The organism is Allotamlana fucoidanivorans (genome assembly GCF_006265225.1).
Lineage (GTDB): Bacteria > Bacteroidota > Bacteroidia > Flavobacteriales > Flavobacteriaceae > Allotamlana > Allotamlana fucoidanivorans.
Map to the genome: position 1 here is coordinate 182,467 of NZ_VDCS01000010.1, position 19,177 is coordinate 201,643.

Below are 19,177 nucleotides of genomic sequence, written 5' to 3' on the forward strand. Positions count from 1 at the left end.
GAAACAACAGCACCTGCATAAAGAATTTTTAACAAATAAAAATTTCTTATATAGTACTGTATAAATTGAACTAAACCTTAAGTGAATCTAATAGCTTTTACAGGCGAAATTTTGGTTACTATGTATGATGGCAGTAAAAGCATTAATACACATAGCACTAACGTTCCTATATTTAAACATAGTATATACCAGAAACTTATATAAACGGGGGCTTCAGTTACATAATATACACTAGGGTCTAGCTGAAACAATTTTAAATATTTTTGCACAAATAAAATACCAAGCCCCAAAACATTTCCCCAAAACAAACCCAATAAAATTAAATAAGAGGCATTATACAAAAACAACTTTCTAATACTCCAATTATTACTTCCTAAGGCTTTTAAAATACCTATCATTTGCGTACGCTCTAAGATTAAAACCAACAAAGCAGTAATCATATTGATACCCGCAATTAAAATCATGATACCAATAATTCCGTAAATATTTTTATCAAATATCTTTATCCATTCAAAAATGGAATAGTATTTATCTTCAATGGTTTGTGTGTTTAAGGTTGATGGTGTGTTTTGATAAATCTCCTTTCCTTTGGTTTCAAGGTCATCATAATCTTCTATAAAAACTTCAAAGCTGCCAACTTGATTGTTCTCCCATCGGTTAATACGTTGTAAATGCCGAATATCTCCTATAACATAACTGGCATCAAAATCTTGAAAGCCCGAATTATATATTCCAACAATATTGTATGTAATGATGTTGGGTAATTTTTCAGGATCATCTTTTGCAAATACCATTTGAAAGGTATCATGAACCTTAAAACCTAATCTATTAGCCAGATATTCAGAAACAAGTACGTCTTCATTTCGCTTATTTGTATAATCGGGCAACCTACCTGCTATTAAAAATTCTTTAAAAAAATCCCAATCATAATCTGCTCCAACACCTTTAAGATAAGCACCTTCAAAATCGGTGGTTGTTCTAATTACGCCAAACTTAGAGGCTACAGCCTGAATGTGTTTAACCCCTTCAACAGTTTTAAATTCGGGGTAAAACTCTTGCTCCTTAGATATTGGGAATATACTTTCAAGTGAATTGTTGCTATCATAATTAGTAATAACAACATGACCATTAAACGCCACAACTTTATCTCGTATTTTTTGTTGCAATCCTATCCCGGTAGCAATAGCTACCATCATCACGACAATACCGATAGCTATAGCGGCAATACCAATTTTTATTATTGGTGCCGATATACTACTTTTATACGCTTTACTACCTATAATGCGTTTAGCTATAAAAAACTCGTAATTCAATTTTATCTATGCAGTTAAATATGGTCAAAAATACAGTTTTATTATTTGTTTTAGCAATGATTTCATGTGCTTCTAAAATGAAACATGAAAGCAGTGACACAATACCCGTAAATAATAAAAAGACGCATGAGGTAACGCCTATTATTGTGGGTGCCAATCAAACGGCTACCTATTTACCTTTGCTACAAACTAAACGCATTGGTATCGTTGCCAATCAAACATCCGTTATTTTCAAAACTAACCATCAATATACTCATCTAGTAGATTCTTTAATAGATTTAAACATCAATGTAAAAAAAGTATTTGCCCCTGAACATGGATTTAGAGGACAAGCTGATGCTGGCGAAGCTGTAAAAGATGGTATTGATACCAAAACAAACCTGCCTATTATTTCTTTATATGGAAAAAACAAAAAGCCTTCTGAAAGTCAACTTGCTGATTTAGACCTCGTCATTTTTGATATTCAGGATGTTGGTGCCCGATTTTACACCTACATTTCATCACTTCATTATGTTATGGAAGCTTGCGCCGAACAAGACATTCCTGTTCTAATTCTAGACAGACCCAACCCTAATGGGCATTATATTGACGGCCCTGTTTTAAAAACGGCTCATAAAAGTTTTGTGGGTATGCATCCTATACCAGTGGTTCACGGCATGACCATTGGAGAATACGCCAAGATGATTAATGGTGAAGGCTGGTTAGCAAATAGTATAAAATGCTCATTACATGTTATTCCTGTTAAAAACTACAACAGACAACTTCCCTATATTTTACCTATTAAACCAAGCCCTAATTTACCCAATGACCAAGCTATTAATCTGTATCCAAGTTTATGCTTTTTTGAAGGCACCAATGTGAATGCGGGACGGGGTACCGAAACTCAATTTCAGGTGTTTGGCAGTCCTTATTTAAACCCAGAAAAATACACTTTTCAGTATACTCCACAGTCAAACACAGGTTCTAAATACCCAAAACATCAAGGTAAGGTTTGCTTTGGAAAAGATGTTTCACAAACACAAAAATTAAATGCCTTAAATTTAACCTGGCTTATTGAAGCCTACAAAGACACGTCTGACACCTCGGAATTTTTCAACACCTTTTTCACCAAACTTGCTGGCACCACTGAGTTGCAAAAACAAATTGAATTGGGACTTTCAGAACAATCCATAAAAGACAGTTGGAAAGAAGCATTAAACCTATTTAAAACAATGAGAAGCCCCTATTTAATTTACCTCTAAGGCTTCTCTGTTGGTTTCTGATATTTTTGAAACGGTTGCTTAAGAAGTTCTATAATATTTCCATTCTTCTTTTCATCAGGAAACACATCTACACCATAAATAATGTTATTGGTATCGAGCTTCATATAGGTTCCGAATAAACGATCCCAAACAGAAAAAATATTTCCGTAGTTAGAGTCGGTATAAGGCAACCTGTAATGATGATGCACTTTATGCATATCAGGAGATACTATAAAATAGCTTAACATACTATCAAGCCGTTTTGGCAATTTTATGTTAGCATGATTAAACTGCGTGGCGACTACTGAAAGTGATTGATATAGCAATACCATACCAATAGGTGTTCCAATAATAAAAATTCCCGCTAAAGTAAAAGCATAACGTATTAAACTTTCTAATGGATGATGCCTATTGGCGGTTGTAGTATCTACATTATGATCTGAATGATGCACCAAATGAATCATCCATAGCGGTTTTACCTTGTGCTCAATGAGGTGTGGCAAATAAGCACCAATAAAATCAATAAGTAATATCCCCAAAAAACCATATAAAACTATGGGCATATCGGGCAACCAGTTTAATATTCCAAAATTATGAGTCATAACCCAATTGGATGCCATCACAAACAAAAAGGCCAGCGGTATATTGATTAGTATTGTAGTTACGGTAAAGAAAATATTAGGTATGGCATGTTTCCATTTTTTATACTTTATCGTTTTTAATGGTATAATACCTTCAACCACCCAAAACAAAGTTAAACCACCCACTATAATTGCCGCCCGAACAGGTGGTGGAATGGTTTCAAAGTAATTTAAAATAGTTTCCAAAATGAATCAAGTTTTTTTAAATGTACTTATTTTATCCGATCTTTCATTTTTTCTACCACATTAAAAGCGGCTGGACAAATAGCCACATTTTTTAAAGTTAAGTTAGAAATCTGTTGAAACTTCTTTCTATCGGTATGTGGAAATTCTCGGCAAGCTTTAGGTCTAACCTCATAAATAGAACAATAATTATCTGCACCTAAAAAAACACAAGGTACCTGCTGTAATACATAATCATTGTCCTCATCTATTCTCAAATATTGATCAATAAACTGCTGGGGTTTCAACTTAAAATGTTTTGCCAATCTAGACACATCCTTATCTATAAACAACGGCCCTGTTGTTTTGCAGCAGTTAGCACATGTTAAACAGTCTGTATCACTAAAGACCTCATCATGCAAATCCTGCATAATGTAATCTAAATTTTTAGGTGGCTTCTTTTTTAGTTTTGCAAAGAATTTTTTGTTCTCGTTATGCTTATCTTTGGCCTGTTTTGGAAGATTTTTAATTATGTCTTGCATGCTACAAAAATAGTTCTTTTTAAAATTATTATTAATTCTGAAAAGATTAATTCTGAAGCACATAAAATCAACACCTTATGAAAGACCTCTTTGGAAAAGCGTTATTAGATTATCAGAATAAAAACTATACAGCAGATCTCATTACAGAAACTAGTATTTCTGATGAAGACACACTACCACTTCCTTACCTATTTAGAACATTTGATGAGATGCCTAAATTAGAACAAAAGGCCTTAATGTTATGTAAAGGCAAAGTATTAGATGTGGGTTGTGGTGCCGGAAGTCATGCCTTATTCTTACAATCAAAAGGTATAGATGTTAAAGCTATTGATATATCTGAAGGTGCGGTTTCGGTGACCAAAACCAGAGGTGTAAAACACGTTGAATTAAAAGCTCTTTTAGATGAAACTGACAGCTTTGACACCATTTTGCTTTTAATGAATGGCACAGGAATTTTTCAAGAAATGGGTGCTGTATCGAAATACCTCAACCACTTAAAACAGATTTTAAAACCTAACGGACACATTTTAATTGATTCCTCAGACATAAAATACATGTATGAAGATGAAGATGGTGGTTTTTGGTTGGATATGAATGCAGGATATTATGGTGAACTGGATTATTTCATTTCCTATAAAGATGAAAAAGACATTCCTATGAAGTGGTTATACCTTGATTTTGACACCTTAAAACTAGCCTGTAACAGTGTTGGCCTGTCTTGTGAACTAGTCTTAGAAGGAGAGCATTATGATTATTTAGCCAAACTGAGTTAAGGACTTCTTATGTTCGAAATTTTTAAAAATCGAATTTATACATAGCACCAGCCATTAGCTGAAACCCTTGTACTGGGAAATTCAACCATTTCTCATAATTTTTACCCGCTATGTTATTCATTTTTCCAAATACAGAAAACTGCTGATTGATGTGATAACCAACATGGGCATTCATATCAAAATAACTATCTAAGGTTACGGTTCTATTCAAATCTTCAGGTGCTAGGGCAGCTTCTAAAACCACCTCATCTTTTCTTTCCCCCACATAAAACATATTAGCTCCAGCAAACCAATGTTCGTCAATTTGGTAATCAACAAAAAGGGATCCTTTAATATCTGGCAAGTTCCAAGGTTCAGCTTCATCATTTAAGCTGTAAGCAAAATATTCGGCCTTTAAACCAAGCTTAAAATTTCTATTAACATCCACATTAATTTCGCCAGCAAAACCAAACGTTTCTAAATGGTCGTAAACTATTCCGAAAGAATTCCCATATTCATAATCGGCATCGGCTGATATATTCTTAACCATGTTCGATTTAAAAAGTGCTTTATTTCTGTCTGCTTTATAATGCCCACTAATATTATAACTCATGTTACTTGATATTTTACCCTTCAAACCAACATAGGCGTTATATATTTGATCATTGGGTTCAATTTGTAAGGTAGGTGACACAAAAGGATTTTCATTGGCAAACCCATGATAGGTATTTTGAATCAGATCGCCTTGAATACCTCCATAAGCAATCAAAACCTCGTTTACCAACCTGTATGATGCTTTTATGTTTGGAAAGAGATAAAACTTATTACCGCCATTTTCAAAGTCATTTAAGTAAAATAAGGAGATCCCTAAATTAAGTGTTAAATCGTCCTCCTTTAACTGAAAACTTGGCGCCAAACCTACTTGAAAGTTCCCATAATTTATGGCTTCTGAACTAGTATATGCTTGATCAAAATTACCACCTAGATAATCAAATTTTACATTGGTTGAAATCTCGAAATCAGCAACAGGAACATCTACTTTGCCTTCAAGTTTGAATCTGTTTTCAGCCGAACCATTATTATCGGTGAATCTTCTAAATAATACGTTTCCTGAGTTTATGTAAGTATCTTCAAAAGTAACATCGCCACCAACATGTATATCAAAAAAGGCATGTCCTACATCTAAATTTTGAATCAGGGGTTCATCAATAAAAAAGGCTTCGTTTAAACCGTACCAATTGTAAAACTGATGCTGAACCCCTCCGTGAACATTCCAAGCCAGATCTCTTAGGCGTGAGGTATAGTTTAATTTAAGTTTTGAGTTTGAAAACCCATTATCAACCACCACATTATCAATATCACCTGATGATGAATGATGACTTACATAACCACCTACACTTTCATTTCTGCTAATAGCATGATTTAAATACACTTCACCTAAAATTGTTTTATATGAGCCCACACCCAATGATGCGTAATTATCATATACTTTTTCTGGAGCTTTCTTTTCAACGCTGGCGGCTTTACCTTTTGCCGGTGTAAAGGTTGATGCCACTGGAAAAGAAAAGATATTATAGTTGATTTCTTTTTTTCTATCTGTCGTTTCATCATCTAAAACGGGAACTTCTTTTACTTTAAAAGCATCAGAAATAGAAGGCGTATAAGGTTTCACAACATCTATAACACCTGTTGTTAATGTGTCACTTTTCTTTTTTTGAGAAAACCCCAAAGTAACAGTTAATAAAATTATTATTGTAATGACCGTTTTTGTGTATTTACACATATGCTTTGATTTATCTTTTTGTTGATTGACGATTAATCTTCAGTTTCTATGGATGCGTTGGTTTTAGCCTCTTCCTGTTTTATTTTAGCCAACACTTCGTTAGCTTCAGAAACAACATCTTCAAATTCGGAAAAATTTTGAACCACGCTTTCTAGTATATATGTAGCCTGAAAAGCATCTTTTAGTGCATAAAAATTCTGAGCCATCAATACCAGGCCTTTGGCGCTGTAGTATTTATGCCCTGAATAGTTTTTTGCCAATTTTTGCACTTCTTCATTGGACTTTTCAAATTGCCCCGCTTTATGTTTAAAATAGGCGTTATAGTATAAAGCCTCTGCAGCTGTTTCTCCTGTAGCTACTTTTTCAACTTCCTTGTAAGCCTCTTTAGCCTTAGCCTCGTTACCCGTTTTCATCGCAGAACGCGCAATAATAATATGTGCATCGCTTTTTACCTTATCATCTGTAGCATTTTGTTGTAATACCTTGTCGGCATAAGTAACAGCTTCTCCATAATTCTCTTGTTGATAATTAGCTTTCATCAAGTTAGATTGTGCAAATATCACATTATGCTGAAAACTTGCTTCTTCCTCAATTCTTTGTAGAAGCGGCATGGCCTGTTTCCAGTTTTTATTCTCTAAATAAAACTGAGACAACTTTGTTAAAGCTTCCTCGGTAAACTGACTTCTAGGTGCCTGTACCACATAATCATAATGAGTGGCTGCATTGTCTGGCAAACCCTTTTTATAATAGAGTTGAGCGAGATAGAAATGCGCATTTAAAGCATGTAAGCCCTTTGGAAAACCATGGATATAATCATTAAACTCGCGGATAGCTTTATCTACATCACCTTCTAGGTATTGCTTCTCTGCTGCTTCATACGTAGTATTATCCAAATCTAAATCAGTAACTTCAACATAGTCTAAGGTTTTTACCCATTGGGCGTATTGCTCTACTTCTCCTAGGTCAATATATATAAGTCTTGCGGTTGAAACGGCTTGAACAGCTTCAGGCGTACCCGGGTAGTCACCTGCTACCTTTTTAAATTTTAACAGCGCTTGTTGATTATCATTGGCATTGTAATACACTAATCCTTGTCGCAACAAGGCTTTAGGAACAAATGAACTCATTCTATATTCATTACTCAACTGATTATAAGCTTTCATGGCTCTGTTTGTATTGTTAAGTTTTACATAGGTGTTTCCTAACTCATACAAAGCATCATCTCTTAATTTGGACTTCGGGTAGTCTGCAATAAAACGCTCTAATTCGTTAACCTTTTTAGAGGAATCTCCGGCATACCCCACACTAATTGCTTTTTGAAAGGTAGGATAATCTGACTCAATTTCATTTAACCGAATAGCTTCAGCATAAGCATGTATAGCTTTACTGTATTGACTTGTAACAAAGTGCGCATCACCCAAGCGTAAATAAGCATCGTTTAATCTTATGTTATCTTGATGTTTTTTGTTTACAAATTGACTAAAATAAGTTGTTGCTTGTTCATATTTTTTTAACTTAAAATAGGTGTATGCTATATGATATTCAAGATTTTCCTTCTCGGGGGTTGATTTAGCTTCGGCGGCATTTTCAAATTGTTTAAAACCAACTAAAGCATCTTCATAACTACTTAAATTGTAATCAGATTCCCCTTTCCAAAAGGTTGCTCTCGCCGTATATGCTGCATCACGAGGTTCTTTTAATGAAGCATCAAAAAGCCCTTCAGCTTCTATAAAATTCCCTTCATTAAAAAGCTCTAATCCTCTGTAAAAAGCCACTTTCTGATACGCTACCTTACTCTCAAAACTGCGTTTATTTTGTAATAAAACTAGTGCTTCCTTATAATTTTTTGATGTGATGTATGAATCAATTAGAAGGGATTCGATTTCTTCGCTATGACCTGATTTTGGATATTTTTCTAAATAATCACCTAGCACTTGAGGAGCCGATTGATACGGATTTCCTATTTCGTAACTAATTTTTGCATAATTCAACCAAGCATCTTCCTGAATTTTTAAATCGAAATCCATTTCAGAAGCGTTTTTAAACGCATTTAACGCTTCCTGTTTTTTATTTAAATGAATATAACTTTCGCCTAAGTGATAATAGGCATTTTGAGCTATAGCATTTTTACCATTCACAATCTTATTAAATTCTGAAATAGCGTTTTCATAATCCTTTTGCTTATAATAGGCATATCCCAACTGATAAAAGTCTGTATTAGTCCATTTTCCCTTTTTCCCTTTATATTGTTTGAGATAGGCAATAGCCTCATCATATTGTTTTAAATTGAAATAACTTTCTCCTATAATTTTAGAGAGTTCTGAAACTTCATTTCTATCACTTGATGCTAATTTTGCTTTAGCCAACTCAATGGCCTTTTTAAAATTACCCAACTTAAAATTTAAATCCGCTTGATAATAAGAGAGTTTCTCTTTATAACGTTCTTGATGACTCACTTGGTCAAAATACTTATTGGCCTCATCATAATCATCGCCTTCATAGGCCATGAAACCAATATAATACTTAGCCTGAGCACCATATTCTTTTGAGCTCTCAACACGTCTTAGGTACTTATTAGCATCTTTATATTGTTTGGTTAAAAACGCCGTATACCCATTATTAAAGTAAAATTTTTGACGTTCTGATCTGGCCAACGCGTTTTCATTAACTTTTTTGTACCATTTTCTGGCATGTGCATATTTTGAATTGTCAAAATAATAATTAGCCACATCCACATACGCCGTATTGCGCTTTGTACTTGTTGGGTAATCTTTTACAAAATCTTCTATGAGCTGGTCTGCATTCTGTTGATTTAGTCTTACCGCACTATTGGCTATATAGTAGGCACAATCAGACTGGATGGTCTCATCAGTTGTATGTTTCTTAACCTCCCTAAATAGAGACTGAGCAGCTCTATATTGCTGATTATTAAACAGGGTAATTCCTTTTTGATACGTTGCCAAATTATCAGTATAAATGGCGCTTTGCTGTGCTATAACTGGAAAACTAAAACCTATAGCTATAATAAATGCGACAATACTTTTGTAAGTCATTAATGATTTAGTTTTTAATTTAAAATCAAAGATAAATGAATCTGAATCTTATAACGAAATAATCATGCCATAATTATAAATGTGCTACTTAAATATGAAAATTACACTTAAAATAAACCAAATATTTGAGCGTTTAATTTTAAGTTTCAAGTATTAAATAATACATTTACCACTCATATTTACCTCTACAGATTTCATGGAACGTCCTATTTTACGATTGAAAAATGCATCCATTTACCAAGGCGATAGTCTTGTCCTATCAAACGTTAATGTTGAAATTAACAAAGGTGATTTTGTATACCTTATAGGAAAAACAGGAACAGGAAAAAGCAGTTTTATGAAAACACTTTACGGTGATTTACCCTTACAGGAAGGGGAAGGTGATATTGTTGACTTTAATTTAAAAACATTAAAAGAATCGGAAATACCCTATCTAAGACGTAAATTAGGTGTTGTTTTTCAAGATTTTAAATTATTGACCGACCGTACGGTAAATGACAATTTATTTTTTGTTTTAAAAGCCACAGGTTGGACCGATAAAGAAAAAATGAATGCTAGAATAGAAGAGGTTCTAGATAAAGTAGACATGAAAACCAAAGGGTTTAAATTTCCTCATGAACTTTCCGGAGGAGAACAGCAGCGTATTGCCATAGCACGGGCACTATTAAACAACCCCGAATTAATACTTGCCGATGAACCTACAGGCAACCTAGACCCACAAACCAGTGTTGAAGTTATGGAAGTGCTTCAGGAAATCAATAAAAATGGCAATACCATTTTAATGGCAACACATGATTATGCCTTATTACTAAAATATCCTAGCAAAACCTTAAAATGTGATGAAAACAAGGTTTATGAAGTGGTTCAAAGGAAGAATTAAATTATAAACTCTCAAAGGTGCTATCTATACTAATTCCAACATACAACTACAACATCTCTCCATTAGTTAAAGAAATACATTCGCAATGCACCAAGCTTAATATTGAATTTGAAATTATCTGTTTTAATGACAACTCAACAAAATTTAACCTTGAGAACCAAGAAACATGTCTTAGTCTTACCAATACACAACTTATAACTTCCAAAGAAAATTTAGGAAGAATACAGGCCAGACAAACCCTTGCTAATAAATCCAATTATAGGTGGCTGCTATTTTTAGATGCTGATGTAATCCCTAAGTCGCATCAATTTATTCAAAATTACTTTGATAAAATTAATACCGGTTATGAAGCTCTCTTTGGTGGCTTTGCTTATGAAAAAGAAACACCCGAAAACAACTCCATTTTAAGATGGAAATACGGTAAAAAATACGAACAAGTAGATGCAAAAAAAAGAAATCTAAAACCGCATCAATTAATAATTTCGGCTAATTTTTTAATATTGAAAGAAATATTTTTAAAAATAAACTCTCAAATTGGCAGAAAAAGTTACGGTCTTGATAATTACTTTGCGTCTCTTTTAAAGCAGCATAAAACTAAAGTATTACATTTAAACAATGAAGTGTATCATCGCGGATTAGAAAGCAGTCAGACATATTTAAACAAATCTGAAGAATGTATTGACACCTTACTCTGGGCCTACAAACAAAATAAAATGCCTGCCCATGACAACAAGTTACTAACTATGTTTTTAGTTTTTAAAAAGTTTAAACTTCACCATGGCATGTCCTATTTTTATAAAGCATTTAAAAGACGTATGACCCACAATTTGGTAAGCTCGAACCCTAATATTCAACTCTTACAAGTATACAAGCTTTCCTATATATGCTATAAAGATTTAGTTTCTTAAAGTTATGTCCACAAATCCTTTTTTTTCTGTAGTTATTCCCCTTTACAATAAGGAGGATTATATTAAAGACACCTTAAATAGTGTTATCAATCAAACCTTTAAAGATTTTGAAATTATTATTATTAATGATGGTTCTACTGATAACAGCCTTAAAATTGCCAAGGCAACATTACTCGACTGCATAAACCACACAATTATAGAACAAAAGAATCAAGGCTTATCATCTTCCCGAAATAACGGCATTCTAAAAAGCATGGGGAACGTTATTGCCTTGTTAGATGCTGACGATTTATGGCACAATACTTTTTTAGAAACTATCTACAAGCTATATAATAACTTTCCGGAAGCGACTATTTATGGCACAGATTATCAAGAAAAATATTCCAATAAAAACATTATAGATTCAAAAAAAAATCTAAATAACAAACTAAAGAATCGAGACTTTTTAGTTAATGATTTTTTTAAAGCAAACTTACACCAATCTATCGTATGTCAAAGCAGTATTGCTTTTAAAAAAAGTATTTTAGAACAACCTGTTTTTAATCCTTCTATTAGCTATGCGGAAGATGTTGACTTTTATTTAAAATACTTTACTAAGTATAAACTTGCTTACGCCTACCAAACTAAAGCAACCATTTTAACCAATGTACCAAATCAAATCACTCAACTTGGTATTAAAGGAAAAACACTTCCTAACTTAGATTATTATGAGAAATACTATTCAAATAATAAGTCATTAAAAGTGTACCTAGATTTTAAAAGATATATGTACGGAATACTATATAAATTAGAGAATGATAAAGATAATTTTAAACTAGTAACAAAACATTTGGATCTTAAAAACCTTACTTACAAACAGCGTTTTTTAATAACATCCCCCTTATTTATTATAAAACTTATTAGACTTATAAAAATGCTTTTTTTAAAATTGAATATTAGGTTGACTACATTTAAAAATTAACTTTCAATAACATCTAGCCATTTTTTCAAAACCTTTTCTTCAGAAAATTTTTGAACAGATGTTACAGCATTCTCTTTGCATCCCTTATAAAAGAAGGATTCTGTAATCATCTTTTCCATAGCTAGCTTGAGCGCTTCAAAATCCTGGTCTTTTACCAAAACACCATTAATACCATCTTTAATCATCTCAGAAGGACCTGACTTACAGTTAAAAGATACTACAGGAGTCCCAAGAGCTAAACTTTCTAGTATCACATTTGGAAAACCTTCAAACTTACTGCATAATACCAAAAATTTGGCAGACTTTATGTATTGATGAACATCATTTTTAAAACGTAAAAGTTTAACATGCTCTTCTAAACCTTGCCCTCTTATAAGTAATTCAAGATGCTCTCTATCTCTTCCTTCTCCTAAAATAAAAAGAGGTACACGTTTTTCAAGTAATAAGGAATCTTTATAAGTTAATATTAATTGGTCAAACTGTTTGATAGCATTTATTAACCTTCCTACTACTAAAACAAAATCGGTATTTAAAACTTCCTTATTTGTAATTTGAACGTTTAATAATTCTCTTTTGTAAAAGTTTGGAATACTAATCATATTGTTAAAAGCATGAAACCTTTTCATTTCTTCACATATAGCATTGGAAACCCCTACAATTGCCTTAGCTTTACTGTACTGCTTGAAAAAAAATTGTTTTCTAGGAATGTGATAAAATACTTGATAACTTCTTACAGCCATTACCATTTGTTTCATATTAAAAACAAACTTATGGAAAAACCATTCCATTATCCTTCTATTTCGAGTTCTAAAATCTATATAAACATCCGCATCAATTTTTTTATAAGCGCTTTTGAAGGCTAAAAATTTATTAAATTGCTTTAAAGGTTTTATATTACTTTCACTTAAACCCAAATTGTATAACTTTCCACTAAACTCATACGTGATTTCATTTCTTAAACTTATAATACTAACCAGATATCCATACTCATTAAATTTAACAGATAATTGAGCAGCAGCACGCTCTGCCCCTCCTCTGTCTAGACAATCTACAATTAAACAGACTTTCTTTTTAAAGTTTTGTTTCATGCTATAAATCTACTAAATTACCCCCAACAAAATAGTATATGAAAATTCTTTTACTTGGCGAATACAGTAACTTTCATAATAGTTTAAAACAAGGGCTTGAACAATTAGGCCATCATGTAGTTTTAGCTGGCAGAAAAGATGGTTTTAAATCTTTACCTGTAGATATTTCTTTTGAACCTACTATTGTTCCTAAGGCTCCATTTAGGTACTTAAGAGGGTTAATCTATAAATTAACAAATTTTGACCTGGCTGCTTTTGAAATTGTTTTAATTTTTTTTAAAAAAAAACATCTTTTAAAAGGATTTGACTATGTCCAACTTATTAATGAATATCCTATTAAATCTACACCTTTTTTTGACAGGCTTTTGTTAAAAAGTATTTTTAAAAATAATTCAAATGTTTATGTTTCTGCATGCGGAAATGATGTCATCTACTTGAACTATATATTAAATGCTCCATTATCTCACCATACGCTTACCCCCTTTGTAAAAGACCCCAAATTAAAAGAGCATTTTAAATACAGTTTAAGTTATTTGGGTAAATCTCACAAAAAGCTACATGATTATGTTGTTAAAAAAGCAAAAGCTTATATACCTGCAGACATGGATTATGAAATGGCTTATAAAGATTTGTCTATAGGAAAACCACTTATTCCATTCCCTGTAAACATAGATACTATCAAATACACTCCCTTAAAAGTTAATGGTGAAATTCACATTTTTCATGGTATTAATAGAGTTAATTTTTATAAAAAGGGGAATGATTATTTTTGCAAAGCTTTAGAAGCTATAAAAGTAAAGTATAAAGATCGTGTCTTAATTACTGAGGTTACAAGCATTCCTTATCGAGACTATATAAAACTTTACAATGAATGTCACATTCTTCTAGACCAAGTATATGCTTATGACCAAGGATACAATGCGCTTGAAGCTATGGCACAAGGTAAAGTAGTGTTTACTGGTGTTAGCAATGAGTTTGTAAATCATTATAAAATTACAAACACCATTGGTATTCATACTATTCCTGATACAGAAAAAATAATAAATGATTTAAGTTACTTGATTGAACACCCTAAAGAAATTGAGATAATAAGTAAAAATGCCCGAGCTTATATTGAACAATACCATGATTATAAAAAAGTAGCTAAACAATATTTAGACTGTTGGCAATCTTAACGTTTAGATTTTAAAAACTCCTGATAGTCTCTTATATAGTCTGCTTCATCAAAAATACCTGAAGAAATTACTAAACAAACAGCTCCAGAAGAAAAATTTTCAAGTTCCCTCCAAACCCCTGTTGAAATAAGCAATCCTTTATCGGGCTTATTTAATGTAATTTTTTTCCTGTGATTCCCATCGTCAACCAAAACGTCGAAGCTACCACTAACAGGTATTAGAAATTCTTCTTGTTCAATATGGGCATGCCCACCACGATAAGCAGAACTAGGAACATCAAACAAATAATATACTCGCTTTATATCAAAAGGAATCGTATCTAATTCAACAATACCTAGATTTCCTCGAGTATCTTCTATTTTTGGAATATCAATTATGCTATAAAATGGTTTTTTCATATACTATAACTTTACAGTAAGATGTTGTTCCAACCTCTCACATTCATCTTCCCAATCTCTAGAAATATTTTCTTTAATCAATTTGGCTGGGTAGCCACCCACCATGGTATTACTGCCCAAGGTCGTGTAATCCTTATTACACAAACTATTAGAAGCTACGGTAAAATAATTTGGAGTTATTGTATTTTGCATAATCGATACCCGATTACCCATGTAATTATAACTACCTAACTTTATTTCTCCAGTTTTAGGGTAGACTTCTTGCGTTAAGGTGTTTTTCATAGAGTGAAAATTGGTATCAATGATTTGTGATTCTGAACCAATTTGAACCCACTCCATAATAATTATCTTGTTAGTGCAAATAATTTTCGATGAACTTGCAATTGTTGACATATGCCCTATTTCTAATAAAGCATTCTTGGCGGTATAAAAAAACATGTCTTTACCTAAACAAACATTTCCATTAAATCTAACTTTTCCCTCTAGAAATATCTCAGCAATACCCATTGATCTTGTGGTCATTTCATAAGGTTGACCAAAACCAATCATAGCTGGTTTTATTTCCGCATCGATCTCAACACTTCCCAATAAACTGGTAAACTTAACATTGCCGTAAAAGAAAACAGGCAGTTTTTTGGCCGTTTTAAAAGGCAACATTTTGAAGTTAAAATAGATGGTTTTTACCCAATTAACTCCCATGTATAGTTTCCATCTTCTTTTAAGTCCTAAGCCAAGCATTTAATTGTTTTTCTTTTTTAAAAACTTAAGCAACACTCCCTTTATATTCATTCGTTTATTGAACATTAGCAAGGTAAATAAAACTGAGGAAATAGTTATCAATGCACCTAATAAAATACTAATAGTACTATTAGAAATAAAGGTACATATTAAGGCCAAAATTGATAGTAATAAACACACTATAAAAGTTTTATAAACTTTTGAAAAAAGCTGAAGTCCATAAAAGTATTTTGTAACAACAGCTATTCCTAATAAATGTATTAGATAATACACCATTAAACCAGCACCCAACCAAGTTAAACCGCCATAGCTATAGAACGCTAAACATATTATTAACATTAAAAGATTAAAAAGAGAAGCTGTTTTCACATAAAGTTTTGAATCGCCTCTAGCAATGATAACATATCCCATAGAAAAAGAAAAGGCCTTAAATAACATCCCTATAATTCCATAAGTCATCATACCTATAACAACTATAAATTCTTTGGTAAATAGCACATGAATTATCAATTCTCTAAACAACAAAAATAAGGTTATGATTGGGGTTATTAACAACATAGCCACATCTGCTTGTTTACTCACAACACTATTGATTAAATCTGTATTAGAATGCACTTCAGATAATCTAGGAAAATAATCGGTTGCCATTGCACTAAAAACCATCCCTACATACGCATTAATAATTAAAAAACCTGCATTATAGAATCCTACTTCTTGTACACCTCCTTCGTTTCTAATATAGATTTGAATTACCCATGCAACCAATGCTGCTAAAAGAGAAGAATAACTCATCGTTAACCCTAGAGTTAACATACTTTTACTTTCTTTAAAAAGCTTCTTTATACCTAAAGCTTCTGTAGAATAAGTTTTATCTTTTGAGTAAAAATGTAGTACTATATAAATAACCACAAAGCTTACAATAACAGCAGGTACAATACCTTCTGTTCCTAAAAAATAATATAACGGTACAGTAAAAACAAGTGATAAAAAGCTGCCTAACACATTGGCTTTTGCAAGTTTTTTCAGTTGTCTAGTTCCTTGTAAAATTGTCATTTTACCATTGGCTAGCTGATTAAACAAAATAGCCACAGACAACCAAACAAAGGCAAATTTATATGTTGCCGTACCGAAAGTCCAAATACTTAAGCTTTTGGAAAACAATATGGTAATTACCCCTCCTAAAATACCTGAAATCCATATCACCCTATTCAGTACACCAATAAATTCATTAACCTTTAATGAATCATGATTACGTTGTGAAATTTCTTTTACAGCACTGGTATCTAAACCTAGTTTTGTAAAATTTACAAGCATGTTTATAGTAGAATTAAAAAGTGCTAGAATTCCAAAGCCGCTAGCGCCTATTAAAATAGTTACCAGCTTTGTTTTTATAATAGAAATAAGGATATTAAAGATTTTAACCCCACCAAATAGAGAGGTTGCTTTTAAAATTTGCCCATATGAATTTTTATTATCATCCAAGCTTATGAGTATTTTTTAAGGGTAAAAACAATTTTTTTAATTTCATCTTCAGATAAAATTGGGTTTAATGGTATGCTTAAAACCTCTTTGTGAATTTGTTCTGTAATAGGCAAGCTTAAATTACTAAACTCACTATAAGCTTTTTGTTTATGAATAGGAATTGGATAATGTATAGCAGTTTCAATACCTTCTTTTAAAAGAGTTTCTTTAAGTTTATTTCTATCCTTACTTCTTATAACAAATAAATGAAAAACGTGACTTTCTAATTTCTTTATAGATGGTAAAGTAATTGACGAAGCGTCTATCTGATTTAAATAATAATTAGCTATTTGTTGTCGTTTTAAATTATCTAAATCTAACTGCTTTAGTTTTATTCTTAAAAAAGCAGTCTGTAACGCGTCTATACGATTATTAAATCCTTTATAAATATTTTCATAACTATTAATTCTTCCGTAATTTCTTAACTTAAAAATCACTTCGGCTAAAGCAGCATTATTGGTAGTTATGGCTCCTGCCTCTCCTAAAGCTCCAAGATTCTTACTTGGATAAAAACTAAAAGCCGCAACATCTGATACATTACCAGCCTTTCTTCCATCTTTATGTACCGCTCCATGTGCTTGAGCAGCGTCTTCAATAAGTATTAAATCATGTCTTTTTGCAATCTGCTCTAATACATCTACGTCATATAAATTTCCATATAAATGAACCCCTAAAATAGCCTTAGTCTTTTTTGTAATATGAGCTTCTATACACTCAACATCTATATTATATGTTTTTAATGATGGCTCAACTAAAATAGGCACCAAGCCTTTTTGGCTAACAGCTAATATAGAAGCAATGTAAGTATTTGCAGGAACTAACACTTCATCGCCTTCTGAAAGCTTTCCCAACAATTTATAAGCTTCAATAATGAGATATAGAGCATCTAAGCCAGAACTAACTCCTATACAATGCATAGTACCACAAAAGTTAGCATACTCTTTTTCAAAAGCTAATACTTCTTCTCCTAGAACGTACTGCCCAGAACTTAAAAAATCTTGAAATTTCTTTTCAAATTCTTTTTGAAAACGTTGATTAATTTGATGTAAATCTAAAAACTTAATCATGCTAAATGTAAACTAAACGTATCTTGAATATGAATATTACAGCCCAATTCTTCTTTTTGTTTTAAAAGCCCCTCATTAAACCCCATTTCACTTTTATCCGTCACAGTTCCCATAGAAAAGAATTGCCTTCCTTCTTTTTTAGATTTCTCAATTAAAAATAAAAACAAATAATCCAAAGCTCTTAACTTTTCGCCTTGCTTGGTTGTTGCTCCGTATTGTGATTTTATAACTCTTCCTGTATCAAACACAGTAATTCCAGCTAACACCTCCTCTTTTAAATAAATATTATACTGCTTTATATTATTAGGAAACAAAACTTTTAAATATTCTATTTCTGCTAAAGTATGCACAGGACTTGCCCCATAACGTTCTTTAAGTTTTGGTTGTAAAACATTATTCCAAAATATAGCAAAAGAATCATTCTCTTTTATTTTAAAATCAAATTTATCCCCTCTTCGTTTGCTCTTTAATTTTGACTTATGTATTACAAGTTCTTTATCATAATTTATTGCCAAAACCATCTCTCTCTTTAACTTATAATCATACTTACTAACCTCATATGGTACTTCAAAATTAGGTTGGGTACAATAAAATTCAGGAATCTGCTTTACAACTAATTTTTCAATTTTGGCTTCTTTAAGATAATTTATAAGGGTTTTAAAAACATGAAAGACCTTATCACCAGAAATAGTTGCCTCAAAAACCAAACCTCCATAAGTTAATCCTTGATGTGAGTATACTCCATTATCAACTATATTGGCTGGAAAAACAGCTACTAATTTTTGTACTCTGTAAACTAACAGTGAAAAATCATCAAAACGATCTTGATGATACTCCATAAAATCTCTATGAAATAAAAATGTACCGTTCTTGGAATTCTCAACAAAACGATTCCACTGATCATAATACGAGCTATTATACTTTACAACTCGATAATCCATTTTCAGTTTAATT

Annotated in this window: 17 protein-coding genes; 6 read left to right on the forward strand and 11 right to left on the reverse strand. The window is 32.1% G+C overall.

Going from position 1 to position 19,177, the window contains the following annotated elements:
* Nucleotides 1-77: 77 nt before the first annotated feature.
* The gene (locus FGF67_RS11700; protein ID WP_139697934.1) at nucleotides 78-1,313 is read right to left on the reverse strand and encodes an ABC transporter permease; all 1,236 of its coding nucleotides are present in this window, start codon (nucleotides 1,311-1,313) and stop codon (nucleotides 78-80) included.
* A gap of 20 nt (nucleotides 1,314-1,333) precedes the next feature.
* Between FGF67_RS11700 and FGF67_RS11705 the strand changes: the two genes are divergently transcribed.
* Nucleotides 1,334-2,554 (forward strand): exo-beta-N-acetylmuramidase NamZ family protein, encoded by a 1,221-nt coding sequence (locus FGF67_RS11705; RefSeq protein ID WP_233244067.1) that lies wholly within the window; start codon nucleotides 1,334-1,336, stop codon nucleotides 2,552-2,554.
* Here the strand turns inward: FGF67_RS11705 and FGF67_RS11710 are convergent.
* Both FGF67_RS11710 and FGF67_RS11715 read right to left on the reverse strand, forming a co-directional pair.
* On the reverse strand, nucleotides 2,551-3,381 hold the full coding sequence (locus tag FGF67_RS11710; RefSeq protein ID WP_139697936.1) for a sterol desaturase family protein: 831 nt from the start codon (nucleotides 3,379-3,381) through the stop codon (nucleotides 2,551-2,553). The genes FGF67_RS11705 and FGF67_RS11710 overlap by 4 nt on opposite strands.
* A 26-nt stretch (nucleotides 3,382-3,407) precedes the next feature.
* Nucleotides 3,408-3,899: a YkgJ family cysteine cluster protein gene (locus FGF67_RS11715; protein WP_139697937.1), complete on the reverse strand. Its 492-nt coding sequence runs from the start codon at nucleotides 3,897-3,899 to the stop codon at nucleotides 3,408-3,410.
* Nucleotides 3,900-3,976: 77 nt separating this feature from the next.
* Between FGF67_RS11715 and FGF67_RS11720 the strand changes: the two genes are divergently transcribed.
* The gene (locus FGF67_RS11720) at nucleotides 3,977-4,672 is read left to right on the forward strand and encodes a class I SAM-dependent methyltransferase (RefSeq protein WP_139697938.1); all 696 of its coding nucleotides are present in this window, start codon (nucleotides 3,977-3,979) and stop codon (nucleotides 4,670-4,672) included.
* 22 nt (nucleotides 4,673-4,694) lie between these two features.
* Here FGF67_RS11720 and FGF67_RS11725 read toward each other — a convergent pair whose 3' ends face one another.
* Nucleotides 4,695-6,434, reverse strand: a complete 1,740-nt coding sequence (locus FGF67_RS11725; RefSeq protein ID WP_139697939.1) for a TonB-dependent receptor — start codon at nucleotides 6,432-6,434, stop codon at nucleotides 4,695-4,697.
* Between the two features lie 32 nt (nucleotides 6,435-6,466).
* Nucleotides 6,467-9,487 carry a tetratricopeptide repeat protein gene (locus FGF67_RS11730; RefSeq protein ID WP_139697940.1) on the reverse strand — a complete coding sequence of 1,007 codons (3,021 nt, stop codon included), beginning with the start codon at nucleotides 9,485-9,487 and terminating at the stop codon, nucleotides 6,467-6,469.
* A gap of 196 nt (nucleotides 9,488-9,683) precedes the next feature.
* Between FGF67_RS11730 and FGF67_RS11735 the strand changes: the two genes are divergently transcribed.
* From FGF67_RS11735 to FGF67_RS11745, 3 genes are read left to right on the forward strand one after another with little or no spacing between them, the layout of a single operon-like run.
* Entirely contained in the window at nucleotides 9,684-10,367 is a 684-nt protein-coding gene (locus FGF67_RS11735; protein WP_139697941.1) for a cell division ATP-binding protein FtsE, read from the forward strand.
* 17 nt (nucleotides 10,368-10,384) lie between these two features.
* On the forward strand, nucleotides 10,385-11,275 hold the full coding sequence (locus tag FGF67_RS11740; protein WP_139697942.1) for a glycosyltransferase family 2 protein: 891 nt from the start codon (nucleotides 10,385-10,387) through the stop codon (nucleotides 11,273-11,275).
* A 4-nt stretch (nucleotides 11,276-11,279) separates the two neighbouring features.
* Nucleotides 11,280-12,236 carry a glycosyltransferase family 2 protein gene (locus FGF67_RS11745; protein ID WP_139697943.1) on the forward strand — a complete coding sequence of 319 codons (957 nt, stop codon included), beginning with the start codon at nucleotides 11,280-11,282 and terminating at the stop codon, nucleotides 12,234-12,236.
* On the opposite strand, the gene FGF67_RS11750 is transcribed toward FGF67_RS11745, so the two are convergent.
* The gene (locus tag FGF67_RS11750) at nucleotides 12,233-13,324 is read right to left on the reverse strand and encodes a glycosyltransferase (protein ID WP_139697944.1); all 1,092 of its coding nucleotides are present in this window, start codon (nucleotides 13,322-13,324) and stop codon (nucleotides 12,233-12,235) included. The two genes, FGF67_RS11745 and FGF67_RS11750, sit on opposite strands and share 4 nt — an antisense overlap.
* 38 nt (nucleotides 13,325-13,362) lie before the next feature.
* Between FGF67_RS11750 and FGF67_RS11755 the strand changes: the two genes are divergently transcribed.
* Entirely contained in the window at nucleotides 13,363-14,499 is a 1,137-nt protein-coding gene (locus FGF67_RS11755) for a glycosyltransferase (RefSeq protein WP_139697945.1), read from the forward strand.
* On the opposite strand, the gene FGF67_RS11760 is transcribed toward FGF67_RS11755, so the two are convergent.
* The 5 genes from FGF67_RS11760 to FGF67_RS11780 are packed head-to-tail and all read right to left on the reverse strand — an operon-like array spanning nucleotide 14,496 to nucleotide 19,164.
* Entirely contained in the window at nucleotides 14,496-14,897 is a 402-nt protein-coding gene (locus FGF67_RS11760) for a sugar 3,4-ketoisomerase (RefSeq protein ID WP_139697946.1), read from the reverse strand. The two genes, FGF67_RS11755 and FGF67_RS11760, sit on opposite strands and share 4 nt — an antisense overlap.
* 3 nt (nucleotides 14,898-14,900) lie before the next feature.
* Nucleotides 14,901-15,635: an LbetaH domain-containing protein gene (locus FGF67_RS11765; protein WP_233244068.1), complete on the reverse strand. Its 735-nt coding sequence runs from the start codon at nucleotides 15,633-15,635 to the stop codon at nucleotides 14,901-14,903.
* Complete coding sequence (locus tag FGF67_RS11770; protein ID WP_158293218.1) at nucleotides 15,636-17,117, reverse strand: oligosaccharide flippase family protein; 1,482 nt, start codon at nucleotides 17,115-17,117, stop codon at nucleotides 15,636-15,638.
* Nucleotides 17,118-17,119: 2 nt separating this feature from the next.
* A complete protein-coding gene (locus tag FGF67_RS11775) occupies nucleotides 17,120-18,223 on the reverse strand; it encodes a DegT/DnrJ/EryC1/StrS family aminotransferase (protein ID WP_139697948.1) in 1,104 nt (367 codons plus the stop codon).
* Complete coding sequence (locus FGF67_RS11780; protein ID WP_139697949.1) at nucleotides 18,220-19,164, reverse strand: FemAB family protein; 945 nt, start codon at nucleotides 19,162-19,164, stop codon at nucleotides 18,220-18,222. Before FGF67_RS11780 ends, FGF67_RS11775 begins: the two co-directional genes overlap by 4 nt.
* Nucleotides 19,165-19,177: the final 13 nt, after the last annotated feature.